Source organism: Labilibaculum manganireducens, from assembly GCF_963665805.2.
Taxonomy (GTDB): Bacteria; Bacteroidota; Bacteroidia; order Bacteroidales; family Marinifilaceae; genus Labilibaculum; species Labilibaculum manganireducens.
This window is the reverse complement of record NZ_CAXXEE010000003.1, coordinates 1,189,271-1,209,688: the sequence shown is the minus strand read 5'-3', so window position 1 is coordinate 1,209,688 and position 20,418 is coordinate 1,189,271. Positions and strand designations below refer to the sequence as shown.

General features: G+C 35.0%; 15 protein-coding genes and 1 tRNA gene. 8 read left to right on the top strand and 8 right to left on the bottom strand.

Annotated features, from left to right (window positions below):
- Positions 1 to 2: 2 nt before the first annotated feature.
- On the bottom strand, positions 3 to 2,492 hold the full coding sequence (locus ACHZAX_RS04640) for a glycosyl hydrolase 115 family protein (protein ID WP_320018204.1): 2,490 nt from the start codon (positions 2,490 to 2,492) through the stop codon (positions 3 to 5).
- Positions 2,493 to 2,593: 101 nt separating this feature from the next.
- Positions 2,594 to 6,877 carry a hybrid sensor histidine kinase/response regulator gene (locus tag ACHZAX_RS04635; RefSeq protein ID WP_320018203.1) on the bottom strand — a complete coding sequence of 1,428 codons (4,284 nt, stop codon included), beginning with the start codon at positions 6,875 to 6,877 and terminating at the stop codon, positions 2,594 to 2,596.
- 188 nt (positions 6,878 to 7,065) lie between these two features.
- Here ACHZAX_RS04635 and ACHZAX_RS04630 point away from each other — a divergent pair, with 188 nt between their 5' ends.
- The 5 genes from ACHZAX_RS04630 (at position 7,066) to ACHZAX_RS04610 (ending at position 11,952) form a co-directional block, all read left to right on the top strand.
- Positions 7,066 to 8,022 (top strand): glycoside hydrolase family 43 protein, encoded by a 957-nt coding sequence (locus tag ACHZAX_RS04630; protein WP_320018202.1) that lies wholly within the window; start codon positions 7,066 to 7,068, stop codon positions 8,020 to 8,022.
- A 48-nt stretch (positions 8,023 to 8,070) separates the two neighbouring features.
- Positions 8,071 to 8,385 carry an L-rhamnose mutarotase gene (gene rhaM, locus ACHZAX_RS04625; protein WP_320018201.1) on the top strand — a complete coding sequence of 105 codons (315 nt, stop codon included), beginning with the start codon at positions 8,071 to 8,073 and terminating at the stop codon, positions 8,383 to 8,385.
- A 300-nt stretch (positions 8,386 to 8,685) separates the two neighbouring features.
- Complete coding sequence (locus ACHZAX_RS04620) at positions 8,686 to 10,221, top strand: ATP-binding cassette domain-containing protein (RefSeq protein ID WP_320018200.1); 1,536 nt, start codon at positions 8,686 to 8,688, stop codon at positions 10,219 to 10,221.
- Between the two features lie 181 nt (positions 10,222 to 10,402).
- Positions 10,403 to 10,490, top strand: a tRNA-Ser gene (locus ACHZAX_RS04615).
- 250 nt (positions 10,491 to 10,740) lie between these two features.
- Positions 10,741 to 11,952, top strand: a complete 1,212-nt coding sequence (locus tag ACHZAX_RS04610) for a site-specific integrase (protein ID WP_320018199.1) — start codon at positions 10,741 to 10,743, stop codon at positions 11,950 to 11,952.
- A gap of 206 nt (positions 11,953 to 12,158) precedes the next feature.
- On the opposite strand, the gene ACHZAX_RS04605 is transcribed toward ACHZAX_RS04610, so the two are convergent.
- The 3 genes from ACHZAX_RS04605 to ACHZAX_RS04595 all read right to left on the bottom strand — a co-directional run bounded on the left by ACHZAX_RS04605 (position 12,159) and on the right by ACHZAX_RS04595 (position 14,813).
- On the bottom strand, positions 12,159 to 12,761 hold the full coding sequence (locus tag ACHZAX_RS04605; RefSeq protein WP_320018198.1) for a cytidylate kinase family protein: 603 nt from the start codon (positions 12,759 to 12,761) through the stop codon (positions 12,159 to 12,161).
- On the bottom strand, positions 12,674 to 13,771 hold the full coding sequence (locus tag ACHZAX_RS04600; RefSeq protein WP_320018197.1) for an IS4 family transposase: 1,098 nt from the start codon (positions 13,769 to 13,771) through the stop codon (positions 12,674 to 12,676). Before ACHZAX_RS04600 ends, ACHZAX_RS04605 begins: the two co-directional genes overlap by 88 nt.
- Before the next feature lie 109 nt (positions 13,772 to 13,880).
- The gene (locus ACHZAX_RS04595; RefSeq protein WP_320018196.1) at positions 13,881 to 14,813 is read right to left on the bottom strand and encodes a viperin family antiviral radical SAM protein; all 933 of its coding nucleotides are present in this window, start codon (positions 14,811 to 14,813) and stop codon (positions 13,881 to 13,883) included.
- Positions 14,814 to 14,944: 131 nt separating this feature from the next.
- On the opposite strand from ACHZAX_RS04595, the gene ACHZAX_RS04590 reads away from it, so the two are divergent.
- The 3 genes from ACHZAX_RS04590 to ACHZAX_RS04580 are packed head-to-tail and all read left to right on the top strand — an operon-like array spanning position 14,945 to position 16,950.
- Positions 14,945 to 16,012 (top strand): LytS family sensor histidine kinase, encoded by a 1,068-nt coding sequence (locus ACHZAX_RS04590; RefSeq protein ID WP_320018195.1) that lies wholly within the window; start codon positions 14,945 to 14,947, stop codon positions 16,010 to 16,012.
- On the top strand, positions 16,009 to 16,737 hold the full coding sequence (locus ACHZAX_RS04585) for a LytR/AlgR family response regulator transcription factor (protein ID WP_320018194.1): 729 nt from the start codon (positions 16,009 to 16,011) through the stop codon (positions 16,735 to 16,737). Before ACHZAX_RS04590 ends, ACHZAX_RS04585 begins: the two co-directional genes overlap by 4 nt.
- A 12-nt stretch (positions 16,738 to 16,749) precedes the next feature.
- Positions 16,750 to 16,950 carry a tyrosine-type recombinase/integrase gene (locus ACHZAX_RS04580; protein ID WP_394698300.1) on the top strand — a complete coding sequence of 67 codons (201 nt, stop codon included), beginning with the start codon at positions 16,750 to 16,752 and terminating at the stop codon, positions 16,948 to 16,950.
- 160 nt (positions 16,951 to 17,110) lie between these two features.
- On the opposite strand, the gene ACHZAX_RS04575 is transcribed toward ACHZAX_RS04580, so the two are convergent.
- From ACHZAX_RS04575 to istA, 3 genes are all read right to left on the bottom strand, one after another.
- Entirely contained in the window at positions 17,111 to 17,878 is a 768-nt protein-coding gene (locus ACHZAX_RS04575; RefSeq protein ID WP_320018193.1) for a transposase, read from the bottom strand.
- Positions 17,879 to 18,010: 132 nt separating this feature from the next.
- Positions 18,011 to 18,772, bottom strand: coding sequence for an IS21-like element helper ATPase IstB (istB, locus tag ACHZAX_RS04570; RefSeq protein ID WP_320018192.1), 762 nt, complete (start codon positions 18,770 to 18,772; stop codon positions 18,011 to 18,013).
- Positions 18,773 to 19,024: 252 nt separating this feature from the next.
- Positions 19,025 to 20,311: an IS21 family transposase gene (istA, locus tag ACHZAX_RS04565; protein ID WP_320018191.1), complete on the bottom strand. Its 1,287-nt coding sequence runs from the start codon at positions 20,309 to 20,311 to the stop codon at positions 19,025 to 19,027.
- Positions 20,312 to 20,418: the final 107 nt, after the last annotated feature.

Below are 20,418 nucleotides of genomic sequence, written 5' to 3'. Positions count from 1 at the left end.
AGTTAATTCGTCTTATTCGGAATTTCATAATAAGCAGGATAAGCTTCCTGCTTAACCGCCAATTGATCGATCACGATACCCGTTTGATTTACAAATATCTTTACTTGATGCCTGCCTGTATTTGTTATATCAAGCTTACTTTTAACCGATACAAAGTTCCGCAATACATTTGTTTTCCATTCATTGCTGCGGCCTTTGGTATTTAACGGGTAAACTTCAGGCTTATTTTCATCAAACTGAACCCTTAACTCATGGTTGAAATTGTTAGAATGAGTTGGCAAACATCTAATTTCGATTTCATATTCTCCCGGCTGATCAATCTCAAACTCATATTCGACAAAGGGCAACTCCCCTTCAAAAGTATGAATTGATAACGGATAAAGGGTAATTGCAGCATCGCTGTTGCCTAAACCATCAATGCTTTGCCAGTTATAATCATTCTTACCTCTGCAATTGGTATAATCCTTTGCCTGAATAAAAACAGGTTTTATATCTAACTGATAATGCATTGTGTCTTTCATAACTGTTTCAGCACTAAAATCAGGCATTGCAAAAACCGGTAAATTTCGTGGGGCAGCACTCATCATTCCGTTCCATTTCCCCGAAAGCATGCCTTTGTTATAATAATTTGTTAGTTCTTCAATTTTGTGATAAGCATCCTGCGACCTGCTCTGATATATTGCTTTATCATCTTCATCAGCAATGCAATCAGCCAGTTGTGCATACAAAAACTTGTGATTGATTAAAGCAGCACCTTTAACAGGATATTCAACCAATTGGAAAAAGGCATCCAGCAGATTTGTACTGACGGACTGTTTTACACGATCTGCCTTATCAACCAATTGCTGATAATCATCAATTCGCCGCTGTAACTCATTATCATTGGCATCGGTACTGAAGGCTGACAAATGAGTTTTGGTGGTTGGTTCCGTTTGACTCCAGCCCATGAATTCGGGTTTGCGCAAAAATGCCAAACGGTAATATTCCTGCATTACATCAGCAATACCATCTGCATTTTCAACGCCAAAATCGCGTGCACAACAAGCCCTTAAATGATCCTTAACGCCTGATGAATTAATACTGTTGATATCCCAGGCCAAATCAAGAAAAAATTCGGTGTTGTACTCTGCCGGTTTAATGTCACCTACATTTGCAATCCATATCTTTTTGGCTCCGTTTTGATAGGCACGGGTCATTTCGTACCAAATAAGACCTGGTTGTGTTGTGCTCAACCACAAATAATCATGAGGCCGTCCCCAGTAGCTAAGGTGATAATATACACCTGCTCCGCCGGAACGTTTTTGTTCCTCCCTGCTGCTCAATCTTCGGATGTAACCATAATTATCATCGCACCACATCAAACTAATATCGTCAGGCACCTGCAATCCGGCGTTATACAAATCCAGCACTTCTTTGTAAGGCACCAGTACCTGAGGAATCTCTTCCACTGATTTCTCTAAGGCAGTTGCTAACATATCTCTCTGATCCTTAATTATGGTATGCATCATATCAATCATTTCTTCCTGACTCGATGCGCCTTCCATTTTAGAATCATGAATTCCCCTCATGCCCATTGAATACAGACATTCATTGCCCGCATTTTTTGTCTCTTTTACCCGATCCTGCCAATATTGCTGTACATTTTTACTATTGCTGAAATAATTAAACGCCCCATTCTTTTGCTGATCCCATTCCCTGACATTATTCCGAAGCATTGGTTCCGCATGGCTCGAACCCAGTACAATATGGTATTTCCCAGCCATTTCTTTACTGCCTTCGGTGGCAAAGAATGGTTTTGTGCAATGATGCATCGCCGGCCAAATGGTATTTGCCTTTAAACGCAGCAGCAGCTGAAAAATCTTTTCATACGTTTTAGGCCCGATATCGCCGGTTTCCGGTTCAAATGTTTTTGCCGCCCAAGGCTGAAGTCCCCAGTCTTCATCGTTTAAAAAAATGCCCCTGAATTTCACCGACGGAGATTGCAAAATACCTTCCGAAGGCAAAGTAAGATTTACAACATCCCGTGGCAGCGGTTTTACATCAGCCCACCAATTCCATGGCGAAATACCTATCCGTTCAGCCATATCAAAAAGTCCGTAAACCGTTCCCCGGATATCGCTTCCAACAATAAATAATTTTCCGCGGTCCTGCTTGATCAGAAACTGCTCCCAGACGCCTTTCCAGTCTTTATCTTCAATAAACTTTTCATTTTTTAATAACTCATCAGTATACAAACCTACTATTATCGAATTCCCCCCTATTTCTGTTTCGGGAAGTTCATTCGCCTCTTTTATAAGCAATTTTGTTCCTGTAATACTTTCAACAGACTGAGCAACATCCTTAACAGCCCAGCGAAGTAAGGAATCGCATTGTCCGCTCACGTAGATAGTTGTTGTGGAAGAAGATCCTGCAATGGTGTAAAAGTCCGTCTTTTTTTGTTGACAGGATAGTACCGAAATCAGTACAACTACCGCATATAAAATTTTATTCATAAAGCATAAATATTGTATCAAAAGATTTTCCGAAGATAATTCTCACCCTATGGATTTACCAGTAAAATCGTACTCTAAGCATGTAATTTCAGCTATAATCTTTACTTTCCATATTTTGAAGGGGCACAGCCAAACTGTGCCTTAAAACACTTACTAAAATAGAATGGATCTTCAATTCCTACCTGCCAGGAAACCTCAGATACATTGTACTTATCTTCAATGATTAGCTCGGCAGCTCTCTTCATTCTTTTTATTTTAATCAATTCATTAGGCGAATACCCAGTGAGGCCTTTCACCTTTTTATAAAATATGGTGCGGGTTTGTCCTGCCAGTTCTGTAAACTCAGTTACAGTAAAGCTTGGCTCGGCAAGATGCTTATCGATAATTTCATTAATTAAATCGTAAAATGCCTGATCTTTATTCCCCTGACTTAACAATCCTTTTTTAACCTCAATATCAACAGAAAAACGTTTTCTAAGCCTCTCCCGCTGATCAATTAAAGAATATACCCGGGATAGTAAATATTTAAAACTAAAAGGTTTCATAATATACTCATCGGCACCACATTCGCTTCCTTGCAGCTTAATGGTATCTGAGGACATGGCAGTCAGTAAAATAATTGGAATGTGACTTGTTTCAAAATTATCTTTCAGCCTTCGGGTTACTTCCAAACCATCCATTTGCGGCATTTTTACATCGCAGATTATCAATGTTGGGTTCAATTCAATTGCTTTATCCAATCCTTCTTTACCATCTGCAGCCAACTCAATATCAAAATGATGCTGCAATTCGTCTTTCAAATACTCCCTAATATCATAATTGTCATCGATAACCAATATTTTCCAATGATGCGGATTAACGGGTCTTTGAATAACGTGATCCTCATTGTGCTCCGCCTGAACCACTTCTTTATCAGCGGCATCTACAACATCTAAAAATTTAACATCGCTGTACACTTCTTTTTTAGAAGGTAATTCAACCGTAAAAATAGAACCTCCCTCTGGATTTGGGCTGTATTTCACTTTGCCCTTGTGAGTTTCAGTGAATTCTTTCACCAACTCCAAACCAATTCCGGTTCCTTCTGCCGAAGTATTCAACTTCATAAAACGGCCAAAAAGAAACTCCCTTTTTTCCTTGGGAATACCAACTCCTGTATCAATCACACTTATTATGCAATTCCCGCTATGAGCATCCCTAACTACTCTGCAGGTAATCTTTCCTTTTGCAGGAGTAAACTTAAAGGCGTTGGAAAGCAGATTAAACAATATTTTCTCAACTTTATTTCTATCGATATAAAAATCCCATTTCCCATTGATCCCTTCGAACTGGTATTCTATATTTTTTTGAAACGCTATTTCTTTAAAAGCATAGTACGCATTACGGGTAAAATCTGAGATATCCGTCATCTCCAGATTTAGAGTCAATACATTGTTCTGCAGTTTGCGGAATTCCAACAGCTGATCAATCAATCGCGACATTTGAGTCGTATTGCGATTAAGCAAGCTGACATTTTTAGAGACTTCGGCAGGAAGCTCTTTCATATCATTCATTCTTTCAACAGCTCCTTTAATTAAAGTAAGCGGCGTTCTGAATTCATGTGATATATTCGTAAAAAAGCGTAGTTTATAATCCGTTAACTGTTTTTCCATTTTAACAGCATTATTCAGCGAACTGATTCGCAATAAAAAACGAATAATTACAAATGCTATTCCCAGAATTATTAGAATATACAAAGCTATTGCATAATTCGTTCTCCATACAGGAGGTAAAACAGTAATTTGAAACGTTCTTATCTCATTATTCCATTCGCCGTCAGCATTAGCTCCTTTTACCTGAAACTTATAATTGCCACTGGGCATATTTTTATAGGTAGCCCAATTGTTGCTGTTTGGAGAACTCCAATATTGATCGTAAGGCTCCAGATTGTATGTATATTTATTTCTTGAAGGGTCTGTTATATCTAAACAGGCAAAATTAAGTGTAAAAGTATTTTGATCATGTTCCAGCACAATCTTATCTGTAATACTTATTGACTCTTTTAACGGTGAATCAGCCTGTCCCGCTTCAATTCGCTGATCATTCACAAAAAAATCGGTGAACTGAACCAAAGGAACTGTTTGATTGACAACAATGCTGGCAGGATTCAGTACTAACATGCCATCTAAAGTTCCCCACAGCATTTCGCCGTCTTCTTTTAATAAACAGGCATTCTCATTATAAAAATCGCCGTACGTACTGTTCGAAAACTGATAAGTTAAAAAGGTATTCTTCCCTTTTTCTATATGCGTTAAACCACTTTCTGTACTTACCCAAAGTACACTATCCTTACTTTCCAAAATGGAGGTAATAATATCTGACGGAAGTCCCTCCTTTTTTGTGTATTTTACGAAAGAACCCTGTTTATCAGGACTGTCAGCATCAAATAAATTCAATCCCCCGCCAGCAGTTCCAATCCACAATTCGCCTCTGCTATCTTCAAAAATCGCTTTTACGTCATTACAGTTTAAACCTTCCGGATGTCCTGGATTGTATGTATAAATTGTATATACATTCTGATCCGGAATGAATTCCTCCGGCTGGAAACAGATCAATCCTTCGTAAGTACCTACCCAAATAAGTCCCTTTTTATCCTCCAGTAAACATCTTACAAAACTGATATTCCCTTTGTTATTTAAATAATGATTAAACCGAAAACGGTTCCCCGATTCCTCTACCAAATCAATACCTCCGCCAAAGGATGCAATCCAAATTCTTTTCTCTGAGTCTTGTATGATATCAAATATGGAATTACTGCACAAACTATTGACTTTTTCTTCCTCATTAACAAAATGTTGATATTGCTGATACGATTTTTTATCGTATATATACACACCATTTCCTTTGGTACCTACCCAAATCCGTCCTTTGTCATCTTCAACTATGGTATAGGGATTAATGTTTTTCTCAATTCGTTTCTGATTTTTTAGCTGATCATCATATATATACAGACTGCCATTTTTTGTACCCAACCATATCTTACCGTCTGAGTCTTTAAAAATCACCTTCACATTGTTACTTGCAACAATAGATTCATCCTTTTCCGGCATAATATATTTTACATCGAATTTTTCTCTGGTAACCTTAATAACACCTGCATATTCACTGCCAATCCACAAATTTCCAAAACGATCTTCATCAATAGATAATAAATAATCTGAAGCCGGGCTGTTTTCTACTTTATCATACAAATAATTGGTTAATACATCATTCTCCACATTATACTGATACAACCCATTTCCATAGGTGGTTATCCAGTAAATTCCTTCCGAATCAATTAAAACATTATATCTTCCATCATCAATAACACTGGCTACCTCGGGTGATATCAACTGCATCTCTTTGGTTTTGCCTGTAATAGGATTGGTATAAATCATCCGTCCTGAATCATCATACACCCAAATGCCTTTTTTGGCATCAACAATTATACGCGGAGCCGCAATAATAGGGTTTGAGCTACCTAAAGGATTTTTAGAAAATACACCCGTATTTACGTCAACTTTATACAATCCTTTTTCCAATGATGAAACAATCAAATTATCTTTGTTCAGCTGTGCCATATCCCGAAGAGAACATCGCTCCGAAGATTTAAATGCCTCTAAAAACAGATGTTTCTTCAAATCATAACGACAAATCACATCATCGGACATAAAATAAACAATTGAATTTAACTGCATCGCCTTTCGGAAAGCACCAAGATTCTCCTGATTGTAAAACTCATCTGCATTGCCCAATGAATCAATTCTATTTAATCCCGAACCGCGGCCAATCCATACATTGTTTAAAGAATCTGCAAACACAAAATTCACTTTATTATCTGATAGTTTGCTTGAATTTGATCCAGCATGAAAAGCAATAACAGGTGTCCCCGCCATATTTTTTTCGATTTTAACACAACCACTATCGCCCCATAACCAAACCTCCCCTTTTTGGGTTTCCAAATAATTAGTAAACAAAAGCGGTACTGTATTTCCTTCGTAACTAAATTCGATAAAACGTTCCAATTTGGGATTGTAACAATTAAATGAATTATCATAAGTTTTAATCCACAAAAAACCATCCTTGTCTTCATGAATACTTCTGATTCTTTGATCGGTAATATTTTTGGGTCTTCCGGGTTCTGGTTTGTAGGTTATAAACCGGGTTCCGTCATACCGCACCAAACCATCCAGAGTACCAACCCACAAAAAACCCATATTATCAACAACAATGCTTCGGGCTGTATTTTGAGGCAATCCGTCTTTGGTACTAATCTGACTAAATAGTATGGATTCCTGGGCACATAGCATGGAAGAAAAGAAAAGAGAAATTGTAAATATTCCAATGAAAATATTTTGCCTTTTATTCATTTTATCATCCCTTAAGAACATACTGTTTTCTTTGATTTAGCAACAACTGTACTACAAAAATTAAAAATAGACAATTAAATAAAAATACCATCTAAAACGGCATTTTTTACAGGAGTTTGTATGATAATCCATGATTATAATTATCCTTACATTTATCTTGTAATAAATTTTTTATAACTATATTTTTCATGATCAATTTTAATTTCTTCAAACTAATCATCTGTCTTTTAATCCTTTTGCCTGGATGTTCTGAAAATCACAAAGACGTTTACTTATTTTCCTATTTCACAAACAATGGTCAGGATGGGCTTCATCTGGCCTATAGTTACGATGGCCATCAATGGGAAACAGTAAAGGATGGTAAATCATTATTAAAACCGGTTGTTGGTAAAGATCGTTTAATGCGCGACCCAAGCATCACCCAAGGGAAGGATGGAATCTTTCGTCTTGTTTGGACAACAGGATGGTGGGATCAAGGAATTGGATACGCTTCCTCAAAAGATTTAATTCACTGGTCGGAACAAAAAAACATCCCTGTAATGGAGCATTTGAAAGAAACCAGAAACACCTGGGCTCCCGAAGTATTTTTTGATGATGCATCCCATTTATTTTATATTGTTTGGGCATCGACAATTCCCGGACAATTCCCGGAAATTGAAACCACAAGCAATGAAAAAGGGCTAAATCACCGACTATATTACACAACTACAACTGATTTTAAAACTTTCTCTCCCACATCTCTCTTTTATGATCCGGGGTTTAGTGTCATCGATGGAGCCATTCTTAAAACCGATTCAACCTACATGATGGTTATTAAAAATGAAATGTCGGTTCCTAAAGAGAAAAATTTACGCATTGTTTTCACAAAAAATCTGGCCGATGGGTTCCCAAGAAAGGTTTCTGATAATATTTCGGGGAACTCCTGGGTAGAGGGACCAACTCCATTAAAAATTGGGAAATACATTTACATCTACTTCGATAAATACAGAGACAAAAAATATGGTGCCATACGTTCACTTGATGGAAAAAATTGGGAAGATATTTCAGAATCAATTAATTTACCAAGAGGCATTCGACACGGCACTGCATTTAAAGTATCTGAAAAAACACTGAATAATCTTCTGGACAATACTTCCGGTAAATGATTACATCCTTTTGAATAATTAATTTCCAAATACAAGACTCCATAAAAAATGAAACGATTAGCCTTTAAAATGCACCTCAACGAAGGTCAGAAAGAAGAATATAAAAAACGCCATAGTGAATTGTGGCCAGAGCTTAAACAATTACTAAAAGAGGCTGGAGTAAATGAATACTCCATTTTTATAGATGAAGAAACAAATACTTTATTTGCATTTCAAAAGCTAAGCAGCAACGGAGGCTCGCAAGACTTAGGACAAACTGAAGTTGTTAAAAAATGGTGGAAATTTATGGCAGATATAATGAAAACCAATGCAGACAACTCCCCCGTTTCAGTTCCTTTAGAGGAAGTATTTTACCTGGAGTAAAACACCCGAATCTTAAAAGAAAATTGGCCGCTAATAATTTATTGCGTGAACTCGCCGGAGCCCCAAAAACATCCACTCACTAAAAAACTCTTTATACAAGTAAAAAGTGTTTCATTCATTTGAAACTTTCGTTTTATGTGCTAAATTTTAAAACAGGAAAAAGAACGGATAAAATTTACTACCTGTTGAATTTCATCTTTCAATATTAAAATCCTAAAAAGATAAATTATCTTTACTTCGATAAAAATTGAATGACTCCAAAGTTACCACTTGCAGAAAATTTGCCCACACCAACTTCTTATGACCAATCAAACCATTATTTCTTTTGAAAATGTAAGAGTACAGTATCTTAATCAGATTCTTCTTGAAAATATTAATCTTTCGGTGAAAACAGGGCAGCACTGGGCGATAATCGGAGCAAGTGGTTCGGGTAAAAGTGCTCTTCTAAAAACAATTGCTGGTAAATTCCATATCTCGCAAGGAGAATTTAAACATCCATTACTGGATGAAAAAACAAAAAAACGAGATGGAAATCAAATTCTTTTTACCTGGAAGAGTTTAATCAGTCAGGTCTCAACAAAGCATAATTTTACAAATTTATCCAACACCACCAGTTTTTATTATCAGCAACGCTTTAACTCTGCAGATTCGGAGGACACTCAAACCGTTGAGCAGTATCTTTCAAAAATTGAAGCATCTGCACCCCCCGAAACGTGGACACTCAATAAGGTACTGGATCGCTTACATCTTCGAAACTTAAAAAATAAACACCTTATCAAGCTATCAAATGGGGAAACAAAAAGACTGCTTATAGCTAAGGCGCTGCTGAAAAATCCCACGCTGCTCCTATTGGACAATCCGCTTACAGGGCTCGATATTGCTATGAGAACAGACATTAATAATCTGATAACTGAAATATCTGATTCAGGTATTAGTATTGTTATGACTACCTCGCCCAACGAAATTCCGGAAGCAATTACTCATGTTGCTGTTCTGAGCGAAGGAAGAATTACAAGCAGTCTCACCCGATCTGAATTTAAGCCTGAAAAAGTTAGTTTTTCAGCCATTTCTGAAATTGACTCTCAGGAACTTAAAATGCTGCTGGCAACAAGCAAACAAGAGAATTTCGAAAACATTGTTGAAATGAAAGATGTAGTGATTAAATATGGTGAACACACCATTCTTGATCATGTGAACTGGACTATAAAGCAAGGTGAGCGTTGGGCATTACTTGGTCATAACGGTGCCGGGAAATCAACTTTATTAAGCTTAATTAACGCAGATAATCCTCAGGCATATGCTAACAACATATCTCTTTTTGGTGTGAAAAGAGGAAGCGGAGAAAGCATTTGGGATATTAAAAAGAAAATTGGTTTCGTCTCTCCTGAATTCTTTCAATATTTCCCAAATGGAAATTCGTGCCTTCAGGTAATTGAATCGGGATTTCACAACACTTTAGGTCTCTTCCGAAAATCAAATCCTGCTAAAGCTGAAATTGCTAAACGTTGGATGCGGCTTCTTAAAATTGAGAGTTCTGCCACTCAAGGATTCAAAAATGTATCGGCAAGCACTCAACGCTTGTGCCTCCTTGCCAGAGCACTGGTAAAAAATCCACCATTACTGATATTTGATGAACCCACTCAAGGATTAGACCTTCACCAACAAAATAATTTCAAACGCATTATTGAAAAAATATGCAGACACAGCAATGTAAGTCTTATATATGTAAGTCATTACAAGCATGAAATACCGGAAAGTGTTCAATATACATTGAAATTAGAAAAAGGGAAACAAATTGAAGATGCAGAAAAAGCCGACTCTCAACTGCAAAATTAAAAGAAGCAGAATCATTGTACTTTTTCCCAATAAAAACCACATATACAGCTATTTCCAAAAAACAATTGATGACCTGTAAAATTCGATTGACTGCTCTAAATCATTTTTCGTATAATATCTTTTGTAATCCGCTATTTTGTTTTACTTTTGTCCCGCACAATTATCCTAACAGATATTGCTTGGAGGGATGACAGAGTGGCCGATTGTGCATGCTTGGAAAGCATGTGTACCGCAAGGTACCGGGGGTTCGAATCCCTCTCTCTCCGCCATGCAGAAATGCAATAAAAAGAAAAGCCTTGTAAACTTAACGTTTACAAGGCTTTCTTCATTTAGCACCGACGCAATAAAGCACCAAAAAGTACATTATAATGGTGTTTTGAAAGGTGTAGATTAGAATATTGAAAAACGCTACACCTTACAGAGGTGCTAATACACTACAATACACCCTTTTGCTCTATCGAAAAATCACTCGTTTGCTAGTTTTGAAAATCGTTTTAAAACATTTAAAAACCAGTAAAAATGAGACAAACAACTTCAATTTTATTTTTTGCAAGAAAAACTACCAAACTGAAAAACGGAGAATCTCCAATCTTCGTAAGAATTACAATTGACGGTCAAAGATTAGACATATCTCTTAAAAGAAGTATTGATGCTAAGTTCTGGGATTCTAATAAAGGGAAATGTAAAGGCAATTCTCTTAAGGCAAAGGAAAACAATCGATACATTCAATATATGGATGAAAAACTCTTGAAAATCATTAATGATCTTGAAATTCAGGAAGAGCTTACTTGTAAAAATGTAAAAGCCAGCTTAAATCAGGAGAATGATGATTATAGCATTATAAGCATCTTTCAGAAACACAATGAAAGGTGTGAAAAACGTATTGGGATAGATATGGCAGAAGGTACAGTAGAGCGGTATAAAACCTGTTTGAAACACGCTCAAGACTTCATAAAGCAACAATACAATTTAAAAGATTTACCGCTTACTAAAATCAACCATCAATTTATTAGCGATTTTGAACATTACTTTAGAACGATACGGAAATGTTCTACCAATACCACATTTAAATACCTTAAGAATTTTAAGAAAATAACGAATTGGGCTCTTGCAAACGAATGGATGAGATCAGATCCTTTTGCAAAGATCAAGTTTAAAATGGAGAAAGTAGATAAAGAGTTTTTAGATGATGAAGAATTGAAAAAATTGATGGAGAAAAGCTTCGAAATCAAACGTCTTGAAATTATTAAAGACCTCTACTTGTTTTGTTGCTTTACAGGATTGGCTTTTTCAGATGTAAAATCTCTTTGCCAAGAACACATTGTAAAAGGCATAGATGGTAATATATGGATAAAAAGTAAAAGACAAAAAACTAAAGTCGAATTTGAAATCCCGCTTTTTGAGATCCCCAAAGCCATTCTTGCTAAATACAAAGACGATCCTATTTGTAAGATTCAGCAAAAGCTATTGCCTGTACCCAGCAACCAAAAAATGAATGCCTATTTAAAGGAAATAGCAGACCTATGTGGCATCAATAAAAGCTTAAGTACACATTCAGCTCGACATACATTTGCAACAACTGTTACTTTGGGCAATAATCTCAATAGTAAGGCTATTTCGAAGATGATGGGACATACCAATACCAGAATGACAGAAAACTATGCCAGAGCTAGTGAGAAGCTTATTTCAAACGAGATGAGTAAAATTAAAGGTATGTACCAATATGTATAAAAATCAACGCGCGAAAATCCCCGAGCAATATCAATGTTGTTCGGTGATATAAACATTACTAATATAATCACCTTATCCTATCACTTTTTTCAAACACTTGTTGTATTTCTTCAATCTTTATATAGAATGCATCCAAATCCAAAAGTAACTCTTCAAGAATAGGAATAGAATCTTGATTTTCTAAGAACATAGCACATATCATTAGCCTAATTAAAATTTATTTTCTGTAGTATCAAGTTTGCTATTTCTTCTGGGGAGTTGTTATCTGCAGAAAGGATTAAATCATAGTGCTTTTCTGAGGTGAAATCGATATTATATGATTTATGAAACTGCTTAACGAAAGATTCATTCCTCTCATTTAAAGTATGATAAGTTTCATTATCTCTTTGAGCATTCTTAAGTCTTTTTAAGGCTACATCATCAGAAACTTTTAGGAAGATATTAAAAGATGAATTAATAAAATGAAAGCCTAAACGGTAATCGATAACCAAATTCTTTAACGAATTGCATTCTTGTGAGAATTCTTTATCAATTCTCTTGTCTAATAATGGGTTTTCTAGACACTTCTTCTGAAATTCCGCAATACTGAGTTTATTTTCTTTAGCAAACTCTCTTGTTCTTAAACCAATAGATGTAAAAGAATAATTCAATTTTTCAGCTAGAATTTTTCCAACTGTACTTTTACCTGAAGCAACATTACCTGAAATTGTAATTCTACTTGCTAAGTACCTGACAAAAACTTGAACACATTTATATTGTTCTGATTTTCTGAATTTAACAAGACGTTTGCAATATAAGATAATCCACATTTGAATATACTTTTAGCTTTTCGTCCATGTTTTTTTATTTTAATTTTCTTCACATTTTCATGTATGAATATTCCGATTTTATAACACCAGACGAAAGCTATCATAACAAGAAGAGTCAGTTTCTCAATTCGATCAATGGCTTGTAAATGTGTTTTCTCAATGTCAAAGCCACTTGATTTCATTGCTCTGAAGCAAGTTTCTATTTGCCAACGCTCTTTATAATTTATTTGAGCCTGCTCTGGTTTATTGAACGATACGATCATCAATAATTCTTCATCTTTTTTTTTGCCTTTTTGTTTACATCCAGAGATATAGCAAAGCTGTGATCCCATTCTAACAATTCGTTTATAATGAACAAACTCCCCAAACTTAAGCGATTTAAACAACCATGCTGCTTTAATTTCCTCATTTTTATGAGGCACGTAAATTTTGAAATTATTCCTGATTCGGATATAATATCGAATACGATTTTCATTTAGATATTCGATCCATTTATCTCCAACAAATTCACGGTCAGCCATCAAACAGTCAATACATTCCGTTCCGAAAAGCCGTATGAATCGGTTCACTAAATCAATTCTCTTCCGGCAATTGGAATTGCCACGTTTATCCAGCATAGAAAACAGCAGAGGGAAAGCCACTCCTTTATAAGTTACACCAAGCATGAAGATATTGATATTAGTTTTCCCAAATTTCCAATTTGTTCTGTCAATACTAAGTCTCAAGTTTTCTTTTTGGGGTAATAATCCAAAAATGAGTTTTGCAACCAAATCAGAATCTAACATGAACTGCGCGATAAAACGTTGAACACGCCTTAAACATGATTCTGCCTGAGCCTTACTATCAAATGCGTTAGCTAATTTTTCGAAACCTACAGTCTGGACTTTGCATAGGGCAAACACAAACATGGAAATAAATTTCAGACGTGATAAATTAACTTTTCCTTCAAAATGGGTATTCAATATTGATATGAATTCCTTACTTTTATTCTCGACGTTGATTTTCTTCATTAGAAAAATGAGTGGTATTATTCTTCTAAGATAATGAAAATCAACGTCTTATTTAAATATACAGAGGCTTATTTTGTTGGAAATCAATGATTTGTATTATTGTCATGTACTAAGTTCTACTTGGTAAATTGTTTTCTTGACTTTTTCCCTCCCAATCGTAAATCCCTCCTCTATTTTCGAATTTAGTGAAACTATAATTCATTTCCTCAATAGCTGAACGTGCCCCATTAGTAAGAATTGATTCACTATACACATGTTCACCTTGTGAGTTATCAAAGAATCGTCCCGCAGGATCAACCATCACATAAGATCCCCTCATTTCATCATTTGATTCAGATACCATTGATTTTAGATCTTTATGTTTTTCTAAAAAAATTGAAAACTCATCTTCAGTAATAGAAACTTCTTCAATCGCTTTATCATTTTGCCCTTTTATTGGCAAAGCCTGAATAACTTTCCACCTTTCAGGATCTGCCTCAGTTATAAAATCAAGCATATCCTCGGAGTAATTATATTTATTAATTACAGAATTTATCTTCAATCTATAATTATACTTCTTCACCTTATGTACAAGTTTATAATAGTTCTCTCTCGGAACAGAATTCCCATTAATACATCTACCAATCAAAACATTACTATTCTCGCTTAAACTATCAATACTTAAAGCTATCCAATCCAAATAATCCTTATTATCCTCTAAAAATTGGTTTGTAAGCATACTACCATTGGTAACAAGCATAGTAGTCATACCTAATCCTTTTGCTTCTGAAATTAATTCAGATAACCAAGGACAAAGCGTTGGTTCACCACCTGCAAATGTGATTTTCTTAAAACCGTGATTGGCTAATTGTCTAATCACTTCAATTGAGTTCTCTCTCGATAAATGCCCTTTGGGTAAAATGGATTTTTTCACATCCTGAAAAGAAGCAAAACAAAATTTACAACGCATATTACAAGGCTCCCAAAGATGAAAATTAACACTAGGAATTAACTGTTTATTATTTTCGTGAATTGTTGAGCAACGATCATTAGACTTGTTCATTATTTTCTTATTTTAATTTAACTTAAATGAATTACTTTTAGTTATTTTTGAATTCGAATACAGTTCAAATCTATATGATAGAAATTGTCATATTTTGAAAAAGGAATGAACACCAATAAAAAAGGAACGAAATGAATATTTTGAGATTTTTTAAGCGTCTAATAAATGATGCCATAGATATGGACGGCAATGCCATTTTAATTATAGCACTTATAATCCTTCTTATTATTTCATACTTTAGAAGAAAATCTACGCAATGGGATAATGAGGATTTGAACAAGGATATACTAGATTCTAAACAGGCAATAAAGAATACTGAACTAGCAAAAGGAAAATTAGAGATTGACTTGAATCAAATTAAAAAAGAGGCTGAAAATGAACGTGAAAAATTTAAAATCGACCTAAATAAAAATCGTAAACAAATTGAATCATATCAAAAAAATGAAACACAATTTAGGGATCAAATATCTGAGTTGAAAATTGAATTCAACAAAATACGAGAAAAATATTCGAGCTCATACGAACAATTGCTCCACTCAAGAGAAAATAACAAAGCGACGGCTAACCAACTGCAGACATATCGTTTATCACCTCACTTTCTGAAAAATCTAATAAACAAAACATTCATTGAATCGAAATTATCATTCGATGATGACGATCTAAAAACAAGTTTCTCAATACTTGGAAAAAAATATAGTACAAAGGAAAACCTAATAGATCAGCTCAAGATTTATAATGAAAAGTTGGATAAAAGTCTATTACTTCTTATTGATACTTTGAACTATCTTTTATACAGCTCTGGTGTTACAAAAGTACACCTAGAAACAGAGACATCACAATTGCAGAAATTTTGCCAATTAATTGAAATAAATAAAGATATTAAAGTGGAAATGGTCAGTGAACTTGATAATTCAAACTTTTACATTCCTCCAACGATACTATTCAATTACCTTGATAATGCAATAAAGCATGGGTATTTCAAAAATAAACCTTTACGCATCGAGCTTTCTTGCAAAAAAAACATTTTACATTACGCTATTGAAACACCTTTACATCCAAAAATGGATCCTGAAAAAATTCTGGGAGGCATTGGAAATACTGATTTTGAAAATAGTATAAATCGAAACAGTAACACATATGAAATATCTAACGAAATTGTAAACAACACTTACATTGCTAATCTAAAGATTGCACTATGATACAACTAAATTATATTGCCGTTGATGATGAACCCATCTTCCTAAAAGAATTAAATAGACATTTAAGCACCTACCCTTTTCTGAATGAGTTAGATTTAATAAGCGATCCTTTTGAAGCAATTGAAATTATAAATAGTAAAAAGCCAGATATCGTTTTCTTAGATCATGATATGCCTGGAATAAATGGACGAGATGTTTTAAAAGCTATCAACTTCAAAAGTCAAATCGTTTTTATTACTAGCAACTTCACCCCTATTCAAGAGGTAATAAATCATGATGGAATTGCTTCAATACAAGGTTATCTTAGTAAGCCAATAAGTAAAGAAGAACTTAAAAACATTTGTTTAAAACTAAACTCAACAATAAAGAAAAAAACATCGGCTGGAAGAATTTCCATTCCTAATGGGAAAAAGGAAGCCTATTATTTTGATCTATTTAAACTATCATGTGTAAAAGCAGATGAAAAATATACTATTTGGCATTTTATCGACAGCCCTTCAGTAACAAGTGTAAACCTACTCCTTAAAGATGCCAAACAATTACTGAGAGATAAAGGTGTTGAATTTATTGAAGCAAATAGAAGTTATATCATTTTTGAGAATGGTATAAAAATGAAAAAGCATCGTGATATTATAGTCAACTCAAATGGTGATGATATTGAGATTAGTATAGGCGAAAAAGATAAAGATGGCTTCTTCTCATGGCTGAAAAGAAAGTTCAGATAAAAAAATACTAATATCAGTAATAACCTAAGCACCCATCCAGCCAGACATACACTTGCAACAACTGTTACTTTGGGCAATAATCTCAATAGTAAGGCTATTTCGAAGATGATGGGACATACCAACGCCAGAATGACAGAAAACTATGCCAGAGCTAGCGAAAAGCTCATTTCAAACGAGATGAGTAAGATTGAAGGGATGTACCAATATGTATAAAATTAACCTCTAATTACCCGAGCAACATTAATGTTGCTCGGGGATTTTGATTTACACTCTCGAACGCTACAACAGTTACTTTTATTGAATCTTGTGATTTACTTTTTTCTCGAAGGAAGAGCGAGTTTGTTGTATTTAAATAAGTAATTCGAATCAATAGTTAAAATGCTAGTTTAATAAAAGCAGCAGCCAGTTTCCCATATGTATGTACAAGCAGACCTTTGAGCGATCTTACCAAGCTGGCTTTTTGAATATCTGTTTTCTGGATAAGCCAGCTAAACAGAGCCTCAATTGGCTGCCTAACTCTAGAGACTGCAGTTGAAAACAAATCATCAGCTGCTTTAATTCGTTTTTTAATACTGTCGTTCATGCCTTTTACAGCTTTTACAGGAGTCAACATTTCTGAGTTTAAATTTTTAATCATACTCTGGTTTAGTTCTTTATCCATATAAATTTTATCACCAAAGAAAAACCTATTTTCAATTTGAGCCCAAGCTTGCTTGTAAACCGTAATATCATTTACAGAAGCCGGCGTCAACAACAATTGTTCTGGGTGTGGCAATGTACCAATCCTCCTGAATCCCAGTGCGTGCAACTTCATGCCATAGTAGTACATGCTTTTTGTTGAGCAATACCCTTTGTCTGTCAGCTCCCGTGCCACCTTTCCCTGACGCTTGCCGGAACATGTGATTATTGGCATTGAATCCAAAAGACTCTGGTCAAACAGGCAATCTTCCGGAGCATGATTCTCAAGCAGTAAGCTGACTAAACGATTAAATGCACCATATAATCTATTTAACCGTTTGTTAAAAGCTTGATAGCTTCCTAAATGTGGAAACCATGTTCTTAAATACTCATCAGCAAACCGATACATGTGTTTTACTCTAGTGTGACCTTGATGATGAAGTGCATAAAGGTAAATAGTCATTATTTCTGTTTATTGTAACCGAAAAGTATACCAGTATTTTAATTGAAAAGTATACCACAACAATTTAATAAAAAAGTTTCATTCTACTCTCAGTAGGGTACCCTACTGAGAGTAGAATCTTTGATTTTGATTTCAATTTTTGTTTATTTCCATAGTTTCTTTTAGTCTGAATGATTCTCCATTCATATTTACCAGATATGCTTTATGTGTTAATCTGTCAACTAAAGCAGCTGTTAATACCGGATCTCCAAATATTTCTTCCCAACGATCAAAACCTAAATTTGTTGTTACGATTGTTGATTTCCGACCTGCTCTAAGTGACAAATGATTAAAGAGTAGTTCTGCACCAGCCTTATCAAATGATATATACCCAAATTCATCACAGATTACCAGATCATATTTTTCAAAACGGATCTCCATCTGCCTTAAGATCCTGGTAGAATGAGATTCTCTTAGTTGAGTCAATAATCTATGAACAGAGGTAAACAAAACCTTGTAGCCATTCAGACAGGCCTTTAATCCAAGTCCTATGGCAATATGAGTTTTACCGGTTCCGGGATTTCCCGCCAGTATTATATTTTGTCCTGATTCTATAAAATCAAGCTTTTCTAGCAGGGGTAATTTTTCCTGAGCATCTAAGGGTAAAAAACTCCTTGTTAAATCCTGTAAATACAATTTTGATGGAAACCCAGCTTGACGAATTTGTGATTTCTTGCGATTTTCCAATCTCTGCTGATACTCTCGTTGCATTAAATTCAGTAAAAACATCTCATAGCTATGTCGCTGTTTTGTGGCCTCTGCTGACACTATATTATAATCACGTCTTAAAACAGGCAAACGAAGTTCTTTACTCAAAATAGTTATCTGTTGGTTAATTTCCTTTTCTGTCATCATGATTGTGCTTGTGAAGTGAATAAATTAGAGGCTTGTTTTAATAGATTTTTTGCAAAATGACTAGTTTCATTCTGTATAAATTCTAAACTGGGCTTTGATGTTGGTTGATTGCCCAATAAAGCCTTTATTTTTTCTGATGTAACACCATTTTTACAGCTTTTTAATAATCGAGATACACTGACCTCTAGTTTTTGATCATCTATATGATGCTGATCGCAATAGTGGAGTAAATCAATAAAATCACGAGGACAATCAATAAAGTGCACAGTATAAAGCTCTTTTAAATACTTCCTTCGCCAGATCCATACTGCCAAGCAATGCTCCCGGTTTCCTCTTAAAAGTATTCAAGTAGTGTTCTATAGATATTATCCATTGGTGTTTACCATAGGTTTTATCGTGCATGGAAACTAAAGTATTATCCTGAAAAACTTCTATTTTGGAACTGAAAATTTTAACATATACGAATTTGCCAACAAGGTTATCCGGCACTGAATATCGGCAGGTGTGATAACAAATAGTCGCATATTTATCGACACGCAATTGTACCATTTCGCAGCACGAAAGAGGATGAGATATTTTTAGTAACAGGTGCTTTTCTTCTTCAAATAACTCATCGGCACTCCTGCCTGTTAGTTGTTGCTTGGAGGCATTTATAGTCTTAAGAATATGAGCCAAATAGAGATCCGCTTCCTCAATATTTGAAAAATCACTTTTTAAAGCAAAAGCTTTTCGCCTCACATATTCAACACTTCGTTCAACATGTCCCTTCTCATTGCCTCGGTAGGCATTACAAAAGCGATGACTAAACTGATAATGTCCTCGAAGATTAAGTAGTGCCTGAGTGGGCTCCTTTTCGTGTTTACCTACAAATTTAGCCACAGCAACTCGCATGTTATCATATACCATTTCGGAATAAACACCTCCCGTATAACTGAAAAAAGCAACATGGGATTCCATAAAAGCTAAAGTATCCTGACGCTGATAAATAGCTGCAAAACGGTAATTACTATAAGCTGAAGTAAATACTGCTAATTGAAAACGACGTAGTTTTCCTGAAATAGTTAATTTGATCTCTCCCCAATCAAATTCACAACAACTTCCAGGCTGATATAACTGACGAATGAAAGCTTCCTTAACCTGAGTTTTTTCTGATTTACTACGAATGTAATTACATATTGTACTATAGCTGATATCAAATCCTTGGCTTTGTAAGACTGCGTAAATATCAATTTTATTTAACATCTGCTTACGTAAACCACCCAATAACTTAAGCTTATTGTCCTCTAATAAATTATCTATCCGCTGCTCAATATCAGATGTTAAACGATACTTTTTGCGGGTAGAACAATCATAACCTGATCTTTTAGATAGATGATCAACAAGATTTAATGTAGTTGATTCTCCTGCTGAAAGTGTAGATTCATAAGATTTAAGATACTTCTTAACTGTCTTGCGACTAATGTGAAGATCTCTTGAAATTTGACGTTGGCTTTTACCTTCTCGAAAACTCTGTAAAATTATTTCCTGTTCAGTATACATGCTTATCATTTTTTAAAGAACGATAAAATCATTCTTTGATGAGTTGAGCTGGTATACTTTTCAATTATTAAATGGTCCCCTTTTCAGCTAGTATATACATTATTTCC